The organism is Roseibium sp. JB4-4 (genome assembly GCF_055693425.1).
The window spans coordinates 3,606,582-3,624,318 of sequence record NZ_CM146333.1 but is presented as its reverse complement, the minus strand read 5'-3'; the positions used below and the strand labels follow the sequence as shown (position 1 = coordinate 3,624,318).

Annotated in this window: 19 protein-coding genes; 10 read left to right on the top strand and 9 right to left on the bottom strand. The window is 55.3% G+C overall.

Features of this window, described 5'->3' with window-relative positions:
• Positions 1-47: 47 nt before the first annotated feature.
• A complete protein-coding gene (locus ACZ1HV_RS17080; RefSeq protein WP_298822737.1) occupies positions 48-1,031 on the bottom strand; it encodes an extracellular solute-binding protein in 984 nt (327 codons plus the stop codon).
• 182 nt (positions 1,032-1,213) lie between these two features.
• Here ACZ1HV_RS17080 and ACZ1HV_RS17075 point away from each other — a divergent pair, with 182 nt between their 5' ends.
• Both ACZ1HV_RS17075 and ACZ1HV_RS17070 read left to right on the top strand, forming a co-directional pair.
• Positions 1,214-1,429 carry a MarR family transcriptional regulator gene (locus ACZ1HV_RS17075; RefSeq protein ID WP_472715813.1) on the top strand — a complete coding sequence of 72 codons (216 nt, stop codon included), beginning with the start codon at positions 1,214-1,216 and terminating at the stop codon, positions 1,427-1,429.
• Positions 1,426-2,352 (top strand): ROK family protein, encoded by a 927-nt coding sequence (locus ACZ1HV_RS17070; RefSeq protein WP_472718463.1) that lies wholly within the window; start codon positions 1,426-1,428, stop codon positions 2,350-2,352. Before ACZ1HV_RS17075 ends, ACZ1HV_RS17070 begins: the two co-directional genes overlap by 4 nt.
• 36 nt (positions 2,353-2,388) lie before the next feature.
• On the opposite strand, the gene ACZ1HV_RS17065 is transcribed toward ACZ1HV_RS17070, so the two are convergent.
• The 3 genes from ACZ1HV_RS17065 to gloB form a co-directional block, all read right to left on the bottom strand.
• Complete coding sequence (locus ACZ1HV_RS17065) at positions 2,389-2,832, bottom strand: cupin domain-containing protein (protein WP_298963906.1); 444 nt, start codon at positions 2,830-2,832, stop codon at positions 2,389-2,391.
• 46 nt (positions 2,833-2,878) lie between these two features.
• Positions 2,879-3,094, bottom strand: a complete 216-nt coding sequence (locus ACZ1HV_RS17060) for a hypothetical protein (RefSeq protein ID WP_298822740.1) — start codon at positions 3,092-3,094, stop codon at positions 2,879-2,881.
• 136 nt (positions 3,095-3,230) lie between these two features.
• Positions 3,231-4,013 carry a hydroxyacylglutathione hydrolase gene (gene gloB / locus ACZ1HV_RS17055; protein ID WP_298822741.1) on the bottom strand — a complete coding sequence of 261 codons (783 nt, stop codon included), beginning with the start codon at positions 4,011-4,013 and terminating at the stop codon, positions 3,231-3,233.
• 151 nt (positions 4,014-4,164) lie between these two features.
• On the opposite strand from gloB, the gene ACZ1HV_RS17050 reads away from it, so the two are divergent.
• Positions 4,165-4,947, top strand: a complete 783-nt coding sequence (locus ACZ1HV_RS17050; RefSeq protein ID WP_298822744.1) for a class I SAM-dependent methyltransferase — start codon at positions 4,165-4,167, stop codon at positions 4,945-4,947.
• Between the two features lie 96 nt (positions 4,948-5,043).
• Here the strand turns inward: ACZ1HV_RS17050 and ACZ1HV_RS17045 are convergent, their stop codons facing one another.
• From ACZ1HV_RS17045 to metX, 3 genes are all read right to left on the bottom strand, one after another.
• Positions 5,044-7,203: a HAMP domain-containing methyl-accepting chemotaxis protein gene (locus ACZ1HV_RS17045; RefSeq protein ID WP_472715812.1), complete on the bottom strand. Its 2,160-nt coding sequence runs from the start codon at positions 7,201-7,203 to the stop codon at positions 5,044-5,046.
• 513 nt (positions 7,204-7,716) lie between these two features.
• Positions 7,717-8,349: a methionine biosynthesis protein MetW gene (gene metW / locus ACZ1HV_RS17040; protein WP_298817059.1), complete on the bottom strand. Its 633-nt coding sequence runs from the start codon at positions 8,347-8,349 to the stop codon at positions 7,717-7,719.
• A gap of 4 nt (positions 8,350-8,353) precedes the next feature.
• On the bottom strand, positions 8,354-9,556 hold the full coding sequence (gene metX, locus ACZ1HV_RS17035) for a homoserine O-acetyltransferase MetX (RefSeq protein ID WP_472715811.1): 1,203 nt from the start codon (positions 9,554-9,556) through the stop codon (positions 8,354-8,356).
• A gap of 230 nt (positions 9,557-9,786) precedes the next feature.
• On the opposite strand from metX, the gene ACZ1HV_RS17030 reads away from it, so the two are divergent.
• From ACZ1HV_RS17030 to ACZ1HV_RS17020, 3 genes are read left to right on the top strand one after another with little or no spacing between them, the layout of a single operon-like run.
• Positions 9,787-10,641, top strand: a complete 855-nt coding sequence (locus ACZ1HV_RS17030; RefSeq protein ID WP_472715810.1) for a chorismate mutase — start codon at positions 9,787-9,789, stop codon at positions 10,639-10,641.
• A gap of 32 nt (positions 10,642-10,673) precedes the next feature.
• The gene (gene hisC, locus ACZ1HV_RS17025; RefSeq protein WP_472715809.1) at positions 10,674-11,798 is read left to right on the top strand and encodes a histidinol-phosphate transaminase; all 1,125 of its coding nucleotides are present in this window, start codon (positions 10,674-10,676) and stop codon (positions 11,796-11,798) included.
• Positions 11,795-12,760 (top strand): prephenate/arogenate dehydrogenase family protein, encoded by a 966-nt coding sequence (locus ACZ1HV_RS17020; RefSeq protein WP_472718462.1) that lies wholly within the window; start codon positions 11,795-11,797, stop codon positions 12,758-12,760. Before hisC ends, ACZ1HV_RS17020 begins: the two co-directional genes overlap by 4 nt.
• Positions 12,761-12,770: 10 nt before the next feature.
• Here ACZ1HV_RS17020 and ACZ1HV_RS17015 read toward each other — a convergent pair whose 3' ends face one another.
• A complete protein-coding gene (locus ACZ1HV_RS17015) occupies positions 12,771-13,676 on the bottom strand; it encodes a polyprenyl synthetase family protein (RefSeq protein WP_472715808.1) in 906 nt (301 codons plus the stop codon).
• Between the two features lie 137 nt (positions 13,677-13,813).
• On the opposite strand from ACZ1HV_RS17015, the gene ACZ1HV_RS17010 reads away from it, so the two are divergent.
• From ACZ1HV_RS17010 to ACZ1HV_RS16995, 4 genes are all read left to right on the top strand, one after another.
• Positions 13,814-15,028, top strand: coding sequence for a class I SAM-dependent methyltransferase (locus ACZ1HV_RS17010; protein WP_472715807.1), 1,215 nt, complete (start codon positions 13,814-13,816; stop codon positions 15,026-15,028).
• Positions 15,021-15,761 (top strand): monofunctional biosynthetic peptidoglycan transglycosylase, encoded by a 741-nt coding sequence (mtgA, locus tag ACZ1HV_RS17005; protein ID WP_472715806.1) that lies wholly within the window; start codon positions 15,021-15,023, stop codon positions 15,759-15,761. Before ACZ1HV_RS17010 ends, mtgA begins: the two co-directional genes overlap by 8 nt.
• A 183-nt stretch (positions 15,762-15,944) precedes the next feature.
• Positions 15,945-16,130, top strand: a complete 186-nt coding sequence (gene rpmF / locus ACZ1HV_RS17000; RefSeq protein ID WP_152499348.1) for a 50S ribosomal protein L32 — start codon at positions 15,945-15,947, stop codon at positions 16,128-16,130.
• A 163-nt stretch (positions 16,131-16,293) separates the two neighbouring features.
• A complete protein-coding gene (locus tag ACZ1HV_RS16995; protein WP_152499347.1) occupies positions 16,294-16,716 on the top strand; it encodes a hypothetical protein in 423 nt (140 codons plus the stop codon).
• A gap of 96 nt (positions 16,717-16,812) precedes the next feature.
• Here the strand turns inward: ACZ1HV_RS16995 and ACZ1HV_RS16990 are convergent, their stop codons facing one another.
• Entirely contained in the window at positions 16,813-17,454 is a 642-nt protein-coding gene (locus ACZ1HV_RS16990) for a septation protein A (protein ID WP_298817040.1), read from the bottom strand.
• Positions 17,455-17,737 lie beyond the last annotated feature (283 nt).

Below are 17,737 nucleotides of genomic sequence, written 5' to 3'. Positions count from 1 at the left end.
TGCTTGGCGACTTTGGCAATGCCATACCGCCAAGCACCGCACCTTGGTTATTGGACGTCCAGAACAAGGTCTTCCCATTGGGCAACGAGTTTCTTGCGGTTCTCGGCTGCCCAGGCTCCGTCATAACCAACGGAAGGCAACTCGCTCACGGGCTGCAGAGCGGGGTTCGAGGCCACGTCCCCGCGAACAGGGCGCCTTCCTTGTTGGGCGACCACTTCCTGAGCTTCTTTCGAGAGCATAAAATCCAGGAAAGCCTTTCCGTTCTCAGCATTTGGCGCTCCGGCAACGAGCGTCATTGCGTCCGGGACGATTGCAGTGCCTTCCGACGGGTAGACAATCTGTACAGGTCCGCCACCCTCGACATAGCGCAGAGCAGCGTCTTCCAGTGTTACGCCGACCGCCAGCTCGCCGTCGTTGACAAACCGGGGAACTGCACCCGAGCTATCAGAAAGTACGAAGTTCGAGAGAAGTCCCTTGTAGGTTTCCCAACCGGCTTCTTCAGTGTCATAAGCCTGCAAGACCGTGGCGAGCTGGATATAGGCTGATCCGGACGCATTCGCCTTGGCCGACGACACGACATCATCGTATTTCGGGTCTGCCAGTTCGGCCCAGCTTGTCGGAACGGGCAAATCACCAAGCTTGCCTTCATTCACGATAAAAGCCATGACGACAGCCGTGAAAGGGCTCCAGAGTTCGCTCGGCTTCATGCCCTCAGCAAGCGCATCCGTGCCTTCCGCGTCATAGGCCTGAAACAGTGCCGGGTTAAAGTCGACGACCGTTCCGTCAACGCTCCAAAGCACATCAGCAACGGGGTTGCTCGCCTCTGCTGTGAGACGGTTCAAAAGCTCTCCCGAGCCCGCCTTGATAATTTCAACTTCGGTTCCCGTTTTCTCCTCAAAGACAGGCACGAGAGCGTCAATGAAGTTCTGTGGTACCGCCGTATAAACGGTTACAGAGCCGTCGGCGAAGGCAGTAGAGGCTGCAACAGCCATGCTTGAAGACAGCATGGTGGCCAAAAGAAATTTCTTCATATTCTCCTCCATCTATTAGGTGTTGGTAGCGCCTGATTGGCCCGCTTTTTCGGATCGGCAGGACCTGCAATTATTATATTGCATAATGCAAGCTAATAATTGATCTTGCGGAATGTCAAGGAGGTTTGAGACAACGATGCTCTGGTTGAGCAGTCAAAATCGAAAATGAAAGAGCGGTGACGATGACGATGGGACTGGATTTGGGGTTCAATTCTCGGCGCATAATTGCGTGTGTCAGAACATCCGGACCGCAATCTCGTGCAGATCTTGCTCGCAGGCTCGGGGTCAACCCGGCAACTGTTACCCGACTTACAACGGCTATGGTTGAAGGTGGCATTCTGTACGAGGAATCTGATCCAGGCCGCGAAGGAAAAAAGGATTTCCTGCCAAGGTTCTGAAGATTGAACCGACCGGCCTTTATTCAGCTGGTGTCTACCTGGACCCGGACAAGATCCGGACATGCGTGATCAATGCTGCAGGCGACATTATTACGAACGACGAAATTGCGCCGGCCGACCTGACTTTCGAATCCATCATGACCGCGGCTGGTTCTCGTGTCAGAGAGCAGATTGGCGACTGTGGACTGGACAATAGCCGTGTCGCCGGTTGCGGCGTCAGCTATCCTGGTCAGTACACAGAGAACCCTTCTCGGGTAAGGAGAATCCAGCAGTTCAAGGATTGGCCGAACATTAGCATCGAAAGGGATCTGGAGCCGTATTTCAACATGCCCGTCAAACACATGAACGATGCGAAGGCCGCCTGTTTGGCCGAGCTCTATCACGGGGTTTGCACGGACGTTGAAGACTTTTGCTACATTTGGCTGTCTTACGGTATTGGCGGCGGCGCCGTCGTCCGTGGAAATCCACATTTGGGAAGGCTGAAGGGTGCGGCGGAGTGGGGAGGACTGTTTCCCAAAACAAAGCCTCGCCCCTCGGGACAAGACTTGTTTGATACCCTTGCCACAGCCGGGAACCCGATAGAGAAACTAAGCGACATCGGCCAGGAACACCTCGGCTTGCCGGTCGTTCAAGCCTGGCGCGAGCGCGCGGCACAACAAATTCAATGGCTCTGCCTTGTGATAGCAAGAACCTTCGATCCGGAAACCATCGTGGTGGGTGGAACAATGCATCCCGATATCCTGGATGGCTTCATCGATTACATGATGAAAGGAAACGGCCTGGGCGACGACTATGAATGGTCCTTGCCCAACATCGTTCGTGCGTCGCGCGATGACCTGCCGGAACTGGGAGCAGCCGCGCTACCTATTCATGACGTCACAAACCCGACAGCTTATGCGGGAAGAGCCAGCAAGGGTTGGTGAGGAATCCGTTCAGAATATCGGGAGGCTTTGATCAACTCATCCTCCAGGCTGCCAACCCTCGGGAGCCATTTCAAAGCCTTCGAACTGAAAGCCGGGCGCCACAGTGCAGCCAACCAACGTCCAGTTGCCTAGCGATCGCGCCTGCTGCCACCCGTCGCGAGGCACAATTCCTTGCGGACGCTGACCTGCGGCGAGATCGATTCCGAGCGTCAGCACCTCTTTGCGCGCTCCATCCGGGCTGACGGACAGTTCAAGCGGCGCGCCCCCATACCAATGCCAGGTCTCCACCGCGTCGACCTTGTGCCAGCGTGACAGCATCCCTTCCGGCAACAGGAAGTAAATGAGCGTTGAGGCGGCCCGTCCTGCCGCATCGGTGATGTCATCCCGAAAGGTTTCGACATAATACCCGCCTTCAGGATGCGGCTGCATTTTCAAAAGGCTGACGACATCGTCAGCCGTCAAGTTCGGTGAAAGGCTCATCTAAAATTCCGAAAATGAATGCCAGCTCAGCGGCACCGCCAGCCCCTCAGGACTGGCTGGTGTCCGAACAGAAGGCGATATCGTCAATGGTTTCACGAAGCGCCGCAACGACTTCTTCGTAAAGTACTTGCATGTCCAGCCGGTGCCCGCCGCCGTGGTGCATGGGAATGGCCTCCGCCTGATTGACGATCCGATGAACCACATCCTTGGCCCGCTGTTCAGCGGTTCGGCTCGAATGGTTTTTGCTACTCGCAGGTGTCATGGAACTGCCCCTTCACAGATCACGATCTCGTGCATATGGGGACAGTTCCCATCTGTTTTAAGTCCGGACAACAGAAAAGCTTCCAGCGAAAACAATCAGGAATTGTTGCCGGGCCCTTAGCACCCGCGCAACATAGTCAGGCGTTGTCCTTGCGCGTCCGGATCTCGGTAAAGACTTCTACAGCCGCCTTTCCTTCCATTCCAAGCGCAGCTGCAACCGAAGCCTCTCCGGCCCGTAAAAACGGATTTGTTGCCTTTTCAAGCTTCATTGTTGTCGGCAATGTCGCCTCGCCTCTGGCGCGGAGCCCGGCAACCTCCTCGGCACGAGCTTTCAGATCAGCATTCTCCGGTTCGATGGTGAGGGCAAAACGGGCGTTTGCTTCGGTATACTCGTGACCGCAATAGATCACGGTGTCATCGGGCAACTTTTGCATCAGCTTCGCGAGCGATGACCACATCATCTCCTTGTCGCCCTCAAAGACGCGGCCGCAACCGAGCGAGAACAGCGTATCGCCCGTATGGGCAACCCCGATTGATGCGATATGCCAGGAAATCTGGTCAAGTGTGTGCCCGGGCGTCGATATGGCCCAGATCTCGTAGGGACCGCACAGAACGCCATCTCCATCTTCAACGGTCCGGTCCAGTTCAGCGATCTTCTGCCGCGATCTTTCCGGGCCGATCACGTTCGCTCCGGTCTTCTCCTTCAATTCGCCCAAACCCTGGACGTGGTCCCAGTGATGGTGGGTGACCAGAATATGGGTCAATTTCCAGCCAGTGGTCTCAAGCACTCTTTCATAGGCTCCGGCATCCGGCACGTCGAACGCGATGGTCGTTCCACTCTCAGAATCATGAATGAGAACGCCGAAATTGTCGTCGAGGCAGGAAAACTGGCGGATTTCAGTCGTGTCACTCAATGCCATGGAAGAGCTCCGTTGATGGGCAGGTCTGTTGAAACGCAGAGTGGCAAAGTGCCGGAACAAGAGCAAGGCAAGAGATCTTGCACTGGACTGCCGTTCCATGTTCAATCGCGGCGTCAAGGGGACGGACCCCGAACTCACAGAGCCAGGCTGCATGTATCTAGACGTCGTTCATTTGCGCGCCTTTTACGATTTACCGCTCGGCCGGTTGCTCCGAAGCCTGATCGGCGCGCCGATCCGCAAGATGTGGCCTGACCTGTCAGGGCAAAGTCTGCTTGGCATTGGCTATGCGGGTCCTTTCATGCGTCCCTATCTGGAGTCGGCCGAACGCGCGATTGCCGCAATGCCTGCCCCGCAAGGCGCCGTACCCTGGCCCCGGGAACGGGCGGGATCTTGCACACTGGTCGAAGACGCGATTTTGCCCTTTCCCGATCTATCCTTCGACAGGATCATGCTTGTCCATGCCCTGGACCATTGCTCGGACCCGGCGGCCGTCTTGAAGGAAGCCTGGCGGGTGCTGGCGCCCGGCGGTCGGCTGATCATAGTGGTGCCCAATCGACGTGGTCTGTGGGCGCAGTCGGAGCTTTCCCCGTTCGGATATGGCAGGCCCTATTCCGGCCGCCAGCTGAAGGATTTGATGAAAAGCTGCCAGTTCAACGTTCTGGACGACACGGAAGCCTTGTTCATGCCGCCGACAAAGGCACGAGCGATCCTGCGCGCGGCACGAACATGGGAAGGGATCGGACGCCGCATCCTGCCCGCATTCGGTGGCGTCCTCGTCATGGAAGCGGAAAAACTGGTGTTTCAGAGTTTGCCCGCCGACGGCAAACGCAGCCGCCTGCGCGTTTTTCGTCCTGTCTTCATACCGGAAGGTGTCGCAACGGGTTTGAAGCCGGTTCGGGCAACACGATCAAGTCAGTTCCGGCTACCTCGATAGACTTGTCTGTCGAAGTAGCCGTGAAAAGGGCTCAAGCACAAGAAGCAGTGCCGGCTCGAAGCCGGCACCATTTTGTTCAATCTTCCTGACGAAACGCTACGCCGCTTCGACATTGCGCAAAAATGTGTCCACCTCATTGCTGATTTCAGCCGACCGCTCGGCCAAATTTTCAGAAGAAGTCAGAACGCTGTCAGCGGAGCTCTTTGTTTCAGTAACAGCAGAACTCACACGCTCCATACCATTGCTGACTGACTTGTTCCCTTCTGCCGCCTGCTGAACATTCTGTGCAATTTCCTGCGTCGCCGTCGACTGTTCCTCGATTGCCGAGGCGATCGAAGACATAAAGGTGTCGATTTCAGCGACTGACGAAGCAATCCCTCCGATATCAACGACAGCTTCTTCTGTTGAGGCCTGGATTGTCGTGATTTGCTGCGAGATTTGCTCTGTTGCCTTGCCTGTTTGCTCAGCCAGCGATTTGACTTCCGAGGCGACAACCGCAAAGCCCTTTCCAGCTTCACCGGCTCTGGCAGCTTCGATAGTGGCATTAAGAGCCAGAAGATTGGTCTGCTCGGCAATATCGGAGATCATCCCGATCACCTGCCCAATCTGCTGCGCAGCTTCCGCCAATGACTTGACCTTTGCATTGACACTATCTGCATCGGCCGTTGCGCTGTTGACGAGGTTAAGTCCGCGGGACAATTGACCACTGATTTCTTGAACGGACGCTGTCAATTCCTCAGTTGTACTTGCAACGGTTTCAACGTTTGCCGTTGCGACATTTGACGAGTCAGAAGCCTTTTGAGTGGTTGTCTCGGTTGTTTCCGCAATTTGATTCAAGGTGAGCGCAGCCCCTTTCATCTCACCGCTGTCATGGGTAATCATTTCAAGCATCGCCCGCATTCTTTCGCGGAACTCTTTGATCAGCTGGTCGACCCTGTTTTGGCGGTTAACCTGCATCTGATTGGCCTCGGTGGCTTCGTTTTCCAGGCGCACGCGTTCCACACCGCTCTGACGGAAGACTTCAACTGTGTCGGCAATCATCCCGACTTCGTCTTTCCGGCCTTGGAAAGGTACACGCAGTTCATGTTCACCCTCAGCCAGTTTTCCCATTACGTCAGTGAGTTTCATCAGTGGCCGAATTGCTGTTCGCATGACAACAAGGACCAAAGCTCCTGCAATGAGCAGCGTGATGACCCCAAGCCCCAGAAGAATTGCCGTAGCGGTCGCGACCAGCTCGGCTGCCTTTTCATCTGCACCATCGCTTAGTGCGTCCGCAACGTCGATAATCTGGTTGATCTGCTTAACGAGCTCGTCACCAATCTGATCAACTTCCTCTGCCTTCGTGTCTGCGATTGCTTCATTCGTCAGCATCTTTTGGTGGCTGTCGAAGACGGCATCTTTCTCCGTGGCCATAGCAACCCAGCTTGTGAAGTCACCCGTTAAATCCTTGATGTCTGCCCGGTCGGCATCGGTTTCAGAATATTGCGCAAGAATGTCTAGCCATTGCGTCGCTTCACCTGAAATTGCGGCGTAGGCTTCACGTCGTCCCGGGACCTTTTCAGGGTCCTCTTCTGCCAGCACTTCAGCGACAGAGGCTTCGATTGCGTTCACAAGAGACCGAAGTTTGAGAGCGGCCTCGACCATCGGGTATTCACGTTCGAAAAGGTCACCAAGAATATCGTTCATCTTCGCAGCAGTGGCCTGACCGGACGCCAATAACGTGTCGCCCTGCTCTTCGGCAGCTGCCATTTCCTGTTCATTGCTTTCTGAAAGCTTCAGCAACCGATCGGCAATCTTGTCGCCGAGAACATCCATCTCCGCCTGCTGGCTTTCGGATAGAGTTTCATACCTGAGCTCATCTGAGTGAGACGTATACATTGCGTCTGCTGCTGCAAGAAGAGCTGCCTTTTCGTCGTTCAAAGAATCGATCGTTTGCTGGAGTTTCTCATCGACTATGATGGAATCAAGCTCCAAAATAGCGTCGTCGAAACTCACGACAGCGGCTTTGAATTCCTTATGCAATTCAACAACGTCTTCAGGCTCTTCATCAGCCAGTATTTCAAGGATGAGTTTCTGTATCTCTGTAGCATAGTAGACTACGTCGTCAGCAGTCTCGATAGTTGGCGTGACAACATCAGAAATCTCATTGATCTGTATTTCGATCTTCTTGACTTGCCACAGTCCGATTCCACCTGAAACAACAGCAAGGATCGCCATAAGCACGACCCCGGATATGATCTTGTTTTGAATTGTCACGGGAGATCTCCTAGCAAATTTCCAACATGACGATGCTTGAATCCAACAATTAATAAAAAAATAATCGACGATAACTTGAAAAAAGCGTTCAAATTTTCAACCATACCAATGGTTGAATGGATAAATTTCCCTCACACCTTTTACGATTATTTGGTTTTTTTGGAAATCTACATTAGATCATATTTAGAGTAGATGCGTATTGCTTGATAGGCAGCAATTCTTATTCAGTAGAATAAGAAGTAATTCTTGTACGCCAAAATTATGGTTAATTTCGCACTATCAAAAATCACCCATCGGCTTTTTGTTTTGTTGTTTTGACATCAGTTTATTCTGTCAGCTTCAGAAAACTACGTGACTATACTTATCGTTGAATTTTTGGAAAAAGTGATATTCCAGGTCTCATTTTCTGTCATTTTTGTCCAAAATCGCCTGCAAATGGCTTGTATTGAGTTTTTCGAATCGATTTTTGAACATCACAGCGCACAGCTAAGCCGCTCACGGGTCCAAGGTCTGCTAACGGTGCAACAAAAAGACAGCCTGTTCGGCCACAATGTTCCAGACCCACCATGGTGCATTCACCGGGATTTCGTTGCCGTGGGCGCTCAAGGCAACAGCCTTGACGACTTCGGCGTCCAGCTCATGGCACAACTCGACAAAGTCACGCAGGGAACAGAAGTGAATGTTTGGCGTGTCGTACCATTGATACGGCAGATATTTCGTTACCGGCATGCGGCCACGGAAGAGAAGCTGCATGCGGTTGCGCCAATGGGCAAAATTCGGGATCGACACAATCACCCGCTTGCCGATCCGCAGCAGCTCGCTCATCACCTCTTTCGGCTCGCGCGTCGCCTGCAGGGTCTGACTGAGAATGACTACATCAAACGCCTGGTCCGGATAATCGGAGAGATCCTTGTCCGCATCACCCTGTATGACGGAAAGGCCTCGCGCAACGCACCGGTTCACGCCAGCCTGAGACAGTTCGATGCCACGTCCGTCGATCTGCCGCTCACGGGCAAGAAGATCAAGCAGAGCTCCGTCTTCCGAACCGATGTCTAGAACGCGTGCGCCTTCAGGCACCAGCGAGGCAACCACCTTGTGATCGCCGCGCACTTCTCCGGGGCGGGTCTGTCTGGGGGCCAGGTTCATTGTTTCAAGCCTCCCCACCTGGAGCGGGCACGCCGCGCGCCCGTGCAGCGCCCGTCAGGAAGCCCCGAATGGTTTCGAACATCTCCGGCACATCCAACAGGAAAGAATCGTGACCGCGATCGCTCTCAATTTCGACAAAGGACACATTGGCTGCCGCGGCATTCAAGGCCTTAACAACTTGTCGGCTTTCTGAAGTTGGAAACAACCAGTCGGACGTGAATGACATCACGCAAAACCGCGTGTTCGTCCCCGCAAATGCCTGCGGCAATGCCCCGTCGAACTGGTCTGCCAGGTCAAAATAGTCCATGGCGCGGGTGACATAGAGATAGGAATTGGCGTCAAACCGATCGACAAACGTCATACCCTGGTGACGCAGGTAACTTTCGATTTGGAAATCCGCGTCAAAACCGAAAGTCAGATTATCTCTGTCTTGTAGGTTCCTGCCGAACTTCTGATGCAGCGATTCATCCGACATATAGGTGACGTGTGCCGCCATGCGTGCAACCGCCAGACCTTTCGTCGGACGGACACCTTCCTGGATATAGGTGCCCTGCCGCCAGTTGGGATCAGCCATGATTGCCTGTCTGCCAACTTCGTGAAACGCGATGTTCTGGGATGTGTGACGCGCAGCAGCCGCGATCGGGACTGCCGCAAACACCCGTTCCGGATAACTGACCGCCCATTGCAAAACCTGCATCCCGCCCATGGAACCACCCATGACGGCAAAGAGCGTATCAATGCCCAGATAGTCGACCAAGCGAGCCTGAGCGCGAACCATATCGCGAATGGTGATTACCGGAAGATCAAGACCATAAGGCACGCCGGTTTGCGGGTTCACGGTTGCAGGGCCGGTCGTTCCAAGGCACCCGCCAAGAACATTGGCGCAAATGACGAAGTAATGATCGGTGTCGACCGGCTTGCCGGGACCGACCATCAATTCCCACCAGCCCGGTTTGCCGGTTACAGGATTGGTAGACGCGACATACTGATCACCCGTCAGCGCATGACAGATCACAATCGCGTTGGATTTGTCGGCGTTCAGCTCGCCATAAGTCTCATAAGCAATTTGCCAGGGCCCGAGTTTGACGCCAGAATCCAGCTCCAGGGGCTCATCTGCAGGAAAATGCGCGAGCATGCTTGACGGGGCGATGGCCTCGTTTGCCTTGACGTCTTCTGATGTTTCTAGACTGGGTGTATCGGCAGACATGGCTCGGTTCGGCGTGTTGATATCGGTCCGGATTGATTTAGAACCTGATTGCAGCGATTTGGGGCCCGCTGAACCCGCTCCCTGATTGCCACCGCCATAGGTGGCCTGACATCAGTCAGACTGGCGACCTAGCCGCGTGAAGCTTACAGAGTCAATGTTTTCTTTTGCGTTTGACTGATCACATGCCTATGACTATGCGCCGCTGACCCTTGAATAAGGCGGAGCCTTCAATGTCTCAATTACCGGATAGCGGATTGTCGCTGGCCGACTTGCGCAAGCGCATCGACGATATCGATGCCCGCATCCATGATGCGCTGATGGAGCGCGCTCAGGCGGAAGCTGAAATTAACTCGGCCACTCCAGTCTCGGGCGAAAGCAGACCGGTTTTCTCACCGGAGCGGGACGCGGATCTCATGCGCCAGCTGGTGGAGCGCCACCAGGGTGAATTGCCACTGGCAACAGTCGAGCACTTCTGGCGAGATATCATCTGTGCTTGTACCGACCTCAGGGAAGACACCGCCATTCATCTGGACGGCAGCGCTGAGTTAATCGACATGCTGGATCTGGCGCGCTTCTATTTCGGGTTTGCCGCCGAATTGATCCCAGGAAGCGATGCTGCCGATGTGGTTGGCGCCGTCGCCGCATCCAGGGCTGATCTTGGACTCATAGCCCTGAACGACCGGGCCGAACTGCCCTGGTGGCGCGGCCTGAGCGATACCGGTGCACAAGTTCGATCCAGGCTTCCCTTTGTGGTTCTGGAAGACCGGCCAGCCGATTTGCCTGCTCTTGTGCTGTCCCGCGCTGACGGTCTGGTCGACAACACGGATGTAGCGGTCTATGACGCTCGCTGGTCCGATCTCCTGCCCGGCAAACTGATGGATCAGGGTATTGAAGTCCTCAGCTTCTTCCGTTCCGCAAGCGGCGTCGATGCCCTGATTGCCATTTCAGGTGAATTGTCGGAGGAAGACGTTCTGGAATCCTGCGTCTCAGCGGGTGCAGCACCGGACATATTGAGACATGTCGGCGGATATGCCGCGCCAATTGACGGCGATGACGACGCAGACGAAACGTTTGGACCGGAATAAATACTGGAAGCCGGGGACAGGGAGCCTCAGGAATGAACGAGATGAGCAAAGTGAACGAAGCCGGAAACCGTCCGCAGCCGAAAGCCGGTGTTTTGGATATTGCAGCCTACGTCCCGGGCAAATCCAAAGGCAGTCATGGCAAGACCGTTCATAAGCTTTCTTCCAACGAAACCCCTCTTGGCACCAGCGCAGCGGTCAGTCCGGCGGTCGATCATGTGATCCGGAATCTGGAGCTTTATCCGGATGGCGCGGCCACCGAACTGCGGGACGCCATTGGAGACATCTATGGTCTCAATCCTGACAGGATCATTTGTGGCGCGGGCTCCGACGAAGTCCTGAGCATGCTGGCATATGCCTATCTCGCTCCGGGTGACGAGGCCATCTATTCCGAGCATGGATTTCTGGTTTACGACATTGCCATCCGCGCCGCCGGCGCCACACCCGTCGTTGCGCCGGAGGCCGGGCTTTCGACCGATGTCGATGCGATCCTGGAACGGGTGACGGACAGGACCAAAATGGTCTTCATAGCCAACCCCAACAACCCGACTGGAACCTATCTTCCATATGAGGAAGTCAAACGGCTGCATGAGAGCCTGCCTGCTCACGTGCTTCTGGTACTCGATGCGGCCTATGGCGAATACGTACGGCGCAATGACTACGAGAGCGGCATTGAACTGGCTGCCACTTCAGAAAATGTCTTCATGACCCGAACCTTTTCCAAGATCTACGGCCTTGCAAACCTGCGGGTTGGATGGGGATTCGGCCCGGCACATATCATCGATGCACTGAACAGGATCCGCGGCCCGTTCAACATGTCCGGAGTTGCGATCGCGGCAGGTGTTGCTGCCGTTAGAGATCGGGATTTTGTCGCCAAGTCGGTGGAGCACAACGAAAAATGGCTGCCTTGGGTCACTGAAGAACTGGAAAAAATCGGCCTTAAAGTAACACCAAGCGTCGGCAACTTCGTACTGGTGCACTTTCCCGACCGGGACGGCCAGCGTGCCAGGGACGCGGACGCCTATTTGCTGGAGCGGGGCTGTGTCCTGCGCATGGTCGGGAATTACGGCCTGCCCAACGCGATCCGCATGACAATCGGTTCAGAAGAAGCCAACCGAACGGTTGTGGCCCATCTCAGGGATTTCCTGACAAACCGCTGACAGACAGAAAGCAGACAACTCCCGATGACTGGCGCCCCCTTTTTGAGCGCATGGCCCTGATCGGCATTGGCCTGATCGGGTCGTCGATCGCACAGACCGCACGGCAACGCGGCCTGGTCAAGGAAATCGCGATTTCCACTCGCTCGCCCGCCACATTGCAACGGGCGGAAGAGCTTGAGCTCGGCGACTTCTATTCGGTCGATGCCGCTCAGGCCGTTGACGGCGCTGATCTCGTGATCTTGTGTGTGCCCGTTGGTGCCAACGAAGCGGTAGCCAAGTGGATTTCGCCTGTGCTCAAGACCGGTGCCATTTTAACCGATGTCGGCTCCACCAAGCAGTCCGTTGTGGATCAGGTAAGCCCGCACGTCCCCAAGGGTGTGCATTTCATCCCAGGCCATCCGATTGCAGGCACAGAACAATCCGGTCCCGACGCAGGTTTCCCCACCCTTTTCGATCAACGTTGGTGCATCCTGACGCCACCTGCAGGTACGGATCAGACCGCTTTGGAAAAGCTGTCCGCATTCTGGCAGGAGTGTGGTTCAAACGTCGACCTGATGGATCCGAAACATCACGATCTGGTGTTAGCGATCGTTTCGCATCTGCCCCATCTGATCGCTTACAATATTGTCGGCACCGCCGATGACCTGGAAACGGTGACCAAGTCCCAGGTCATCAAATATTCCGCATCCGGTTTTCGGGATTTTACCCGCCTGGCCGCCTCGGATCCGACGATGTGGCGGGACGTCTGCCTGAACAACAAGGAAGCGATCCTGGAGATGCTTTCGCGTTTTTCGGAAGACCTTTCGGCCATGCAGCGCGCAATCCGCTGGGGTGACGGCGACACGCTCTTTGACCTGTTCACGCGCACGCGTGGCATCCGGCGCTCCATCATCGAGGCCGGACAGGAAACAGACGTGCCGGACTTCGGCCGTCATGTCGCGGACACGCGTCAGGACGATTGAGCGATCTGCATCAGTTTGAACGTTTGACGATGTAGTCCGCCAGAGCGGTCAGAACGTCAGCCCGTCCGCCATAAGGTTCAAGCAGTGTTTCCGCATCTTTGGAGAGGCGGTCCAGTTCGTCTTTGGTCTTGTCGACACCCCAGAGGCCGACAAGTGTGGCCTTTCCGGCTTCGGCATCCTTGCCTGTTGCCTTTCCCATGGTTTCCGCGCTCGCTTCGACATCCAGGAGATCATCTGCCAGTTGAAAGGCGAGACCTGTGATTTCTCCAAAACGGGTAAGGCGGTCCAGATCGCTTTCTTCTGCGTTGGCGAGAACCGCTCCCGCCCAACATGCATAGCGCAGCAAAGCTCCGGTTTTCATCGATTGCAGCTGCCGGATGTCGGCCTCACTTCGATCCAGATGCTCAGATTCAAGATCGATCATCTGACCGCCCGCCATGCCGCCGACACCTGAAGCTCTTGCAAGCCCACGCGAAAGTCTCAGGAGTACGGAAGGATCGTCGTGAACACCTTCTCCTGCAATAACGTCAAACGCCAGGGTCAGCAGCGCATCGCCTGCAAGGATAGCAGCGGCTTCGTCAAAAGCCTTGTGCACGGTTGGCTGTCCACGGCGCAGGTCATCATCATCCATCGCCGGAAGGTCATCGTGGACGAGCGAATAACAGTGAACCAGCTCCAGCGCGCAGGCTGCCTCCACAACACCCTGGTCCGAGCGGCCGAACAGACTGGCCACTTCCAGGACGAGGATGGGACGCAAGCGTTTGCCACCGTTCAAGGCACCATGACGCATTGCGGCCAGCAACCGTGGCGGCCGCATGGTCTCGGCGTCCAGCGTCGCGCCGTCCAGAATGCGCTCCAGAACAGTCTCCACGCGTCCAGCCTGCGCTGCCAGATGCTGCTTCAAGTCAAAGGTCACATTCAACTCCAGAACAACTTTTTAAAAGTTCGGGTTTCCCTGATACCAATTCTCTGTATCGTCAAGGCGCGAATTTGAAAAACTGGCAGCTGTATTAATCGCCGGTCTGTTTTGGTTCCGGGTTGGGAGACTGTTTTATGAGATTGCTGTCGGGTCTGTTGCGGTCCTTTATCAAGCGTGGGCGTATGCGTGTCTTCGATGCTGGCGGAACGCTGCATGAATTCGGATCGGGTAATGACGGACCAACGGTCACGATCCGTCTGCACGACAAGAAGCTCCATAGATCCCTTTTTCTGAATCCCGAACTGGCAGCTGGAGAGGCCTATATGGACGGGTCCCTCACCATGGAAGAGGGTTCGACCTGTTACGATTTCATGTTTCTGTTTTCGATCAACAGAGCGCCGCTTGGTGCGCACCCGGTTCAAGGCCTGTTGCGCAAGGGCTGGAAAGCCTTTCGGCGGCGCCATCAGCAAAACAGCGTTGAACGGGCAAAGACGCAGGCCCGTCATCACTATGATCTTTCCACTGAGCTCTACCGGCTCTTTCTGGATGAAGGGCTGAACTACAGCTGCGCCTATTACACAAGTCCGGATGAAAGTCTTGAAAGCGCACAGGCTGCAAAACTGACCCACCTGGTTGCCAAACTCGATCTTGAACCGGACATGGAAGTGCTTGAGATCGGTGGCGGATGGGGTTCACTTGCCATACGCATGGCAGAAGCCGGGGCCCGCGTTACATCGCTGAACGTCTCGCCGGAACAGGTCAAGATAGCCGAAGAACGCGTTCGTGCCGCCGGCTTGGAAGACAGGGTTACCTTTGTCCTCAAAGACTATCGTGAGTTTGAAGGCCAGTTCGACCGTGTCATTTCAGTCGGCATGATGGAACATGTCGGCATCGGCCACCTTGACGACTATTTCGGCAAAATCAGGTCCTGTCTGACGGACCGGGGCTATGCTGTGATCCACTCCATTGGCCGCATGACGCCACCTGGCACCACGGGCCCCTTCATTCGCAAATACATTTTCCCGGGCGGATACGTACCCGCGCTGTCGGAGGTATTCGCTTCGACAGAGAGGCTGGGGCTTTGGGTCTGCGATGCAGAAATACTGCGTCTGCATTATTACTACACCATTCGCGATTGGCGCCGTCGCTTCGAAGCCCAGCGTATCGCGGCCACCGCCCTTTACGACGACGCGTTCTGCCGTATGTGGGAATTTTACCTTTGTGCTGTTGAACTCGGTTTCCTTCACGGGTCAAACATGGTTTTTCAGCTTCTCCTGTCGAAAGAGCGGGACGCAGTTCCGATTATCCGGGACTTTATCGTGGACAATGAACGGGCTTTGAATGGCTAGAACAAGAGCGACCGGAGGTGGACCGGGCGCGCGCAAAACATCGACGAAGAAGCGTTCCTTCTGGGCGCTCCTGCGCAAATGGTTGGTTCGCCTCGTTCTCCTTGCCATTGTTCTGCCCCCGCTTCTGACGGTCATTTATTCTGTCGTGCCGCCGGTGAGCACGCTCATGATCGGTCGCTATGCGCAGCTGCTCTGGGTGGATCGGCAATGGGTGCCTCTGGAGCGCATCTCGCCAAACCTCGTGAAATCGGTCATCACATCCGAGGACAGTGGCTTTTGCGAAAATGACGGCGTTGAATGGGATGCGCTGCAGGATCAGGTCGAAGCACTGAGCGAAGGCGAACGGCCGCGTGGCGCCAGTACGATCACAATGCAGACTGCGAAGAATCTCTTTCTCTGGGGGGACCGGTCTTATGTACGCAAAGCACTTGAACTGCCACTGGCGCTGATGCTGGATGCGATCCTCACCAAAAGGCGGGTTCTGGAGATCTATCTCAATATCGCCGAATGGGGCGAAGGCGTCTTCGGCGCTGAGGCGGCAGCGCAAGCCTGGTTCGGCAAACCTGCAAAGGGCCTGACCAGGGTAGAAGCGGCAAGACTGGCAACGGCTCTGCCAAATCCGCTTGCGCGCAACCCGGCAAATCCCTCGTCCGGGCACCGCCGTCTGGCGTCGACCAACCTTGCCAGGGTGAAGTCTGCGGGCCCCATATTCGGCTGCGTTCTGGACAAATAATCCTGTCTGGTTGAAGCCAACGACAGGCAAGTCCCGGTCGAACCAAGAATTTTTTGTCTATGGGGTGGCAAAATGCCGGAGTTGCCTGTATAACGCCGCGCATTCCAATGCACTGCGTGCTGCCACGCCCCGGGCTTACCCGGTCCGGGCCGCGCGGTTATGGACCACGGAGAAACAAATAAAATGGCCGTTCCAAAGAGAAAAACCTCGCGCATGAAGCGCGGTTTTCGCCGTTCCACGGACGCCCTCAAGCAGCCGACTTACGTCGAGGACAAAGATTCGGGCGAATTGCGCCGCCCGCATCACGTTGACCTGAAGACCGGCATGTACCGGGGCCGTCAGATCATGACCCCGAAAGAAGACGCATAACAGCGTCTTTCTAAGGGCGGATCGCCGCTCGGCAAACCAGGATTGAGGCTGGCACTGTTTCGACAGGCCGGCCTTTTTCTTTTGGCTTGAAATCGCCGGGATGTTGGTGTCAGGTCGGGTCCATTCCGCCCGGACAGGGCCAGACTTACCGGGAGTCGCATCAATGCGCCTGTTTTCTGCCATTCCTTTCACCTTGTTCAGTTTGCTGATTTACAACGGCTTTGCCTTCACCGTCGGAGCTGCGGATCCAGGCTTCTGGTCGCAACCGATCATCACCATCGCCATGGTTTCAGGCGCAACCTTCCAGCTGCTCGCCAGCGACCTCCTGATTACGATTGGCCTCTTTTTCCTGTTCATCGAAATTCTGAAGGCAACGCGCATAGGCACCACGGCCCTGCTCGACCACATGTTTTCAGTGCTCGTATTCGTTGCTTATCTGGTCGAATTTCTCGTGCTGCAACAAGCAGCAACATCCCTGTTCTTCATATTGATGGCGATCTCCCTGATTGACGTAATCGCAGGGTTCTCGATCTCCATCACCGGTGCACGCCGGGATGTTTCGTTCGGTCATGACGGCATGCACTGATGAATGCGTGCCAAGGCACGCTCTCGAATTTAGTCTGATCGAGTAAGAACAGGAACTGGGCCGGCAGCCTCAGCCAGGGTGATCCCGGCAAAGCCGTCAATCGTCCTCGTCGTCTTCGACAATCGCATGTTTTTGAATGAGGGGCAGCTGCGAGAGCGTGAAAAGCAATGTGATCGGCATAATGCCGAACACCTTGAAGTTGACCCAGAAGTCGGTTGAAAAATTGCGCCAAACGATCTCATTGATCGCCGCCAGCACAAAGAAGAAAATGCCCCAGCGCAGCGTCAGCTTGCGCCAGCCTTCATCGGTAAGTTTGAAAGCACTGTCAAAGACATATCCAAGCAGCGCTTTTCCGAATACCAACCCCAAAAGCAGAACGGAACCGAACAGGCTATTGACGATGGTCGGCTTGAGTTTGATGAAAAGCTCGTCATGCAGCCAAAGGGTCAGAGCTCCAAACACAAGCACGACAACGCCCGACACCAGTGGCATGATCGGCAAACGCCTGGTGAGCCAGAGCGAGACTGTCAGCGAAATCGAGATGGCAACCATGAAGGCAGCTGTCGCCAGAAAAATCGGCTCGCCAATCGCCTGAAGCACAGGAAATGAAGCTGCCAGTTGTTCGCCTCGAGCGTTGAACAGGAAAAACACGCCGAGCGGGCCGAGTTCCAGTGCCAGCTTCAAAAGCGGCGACAATTCCTTCCGCGTCGGATCGTTCGGAGCGTGTTCAAGTTCCATTGTCTAATCATTTCCTATCATGTCGCACTGCCCGCACGGACATATGTGATGCAAGGCAGGAGGGTCAAGCGTGACGCTCTATTAACACCTCACTTATGGCTTAGAACGCCAGCTGCACATCCTCTTCACCAGAGCCGGGGTGGGGTAATCGACACATGGCGACGACCAGCTTATTCAGGTCAACGAGCCTGAAACAAAGGCACCCAACGCTTCGCATTCATCAAGACTCACGACACAAGGTGTGGGATAGATTCCGGACCCATCCTGACAAGTCAGACCCCGA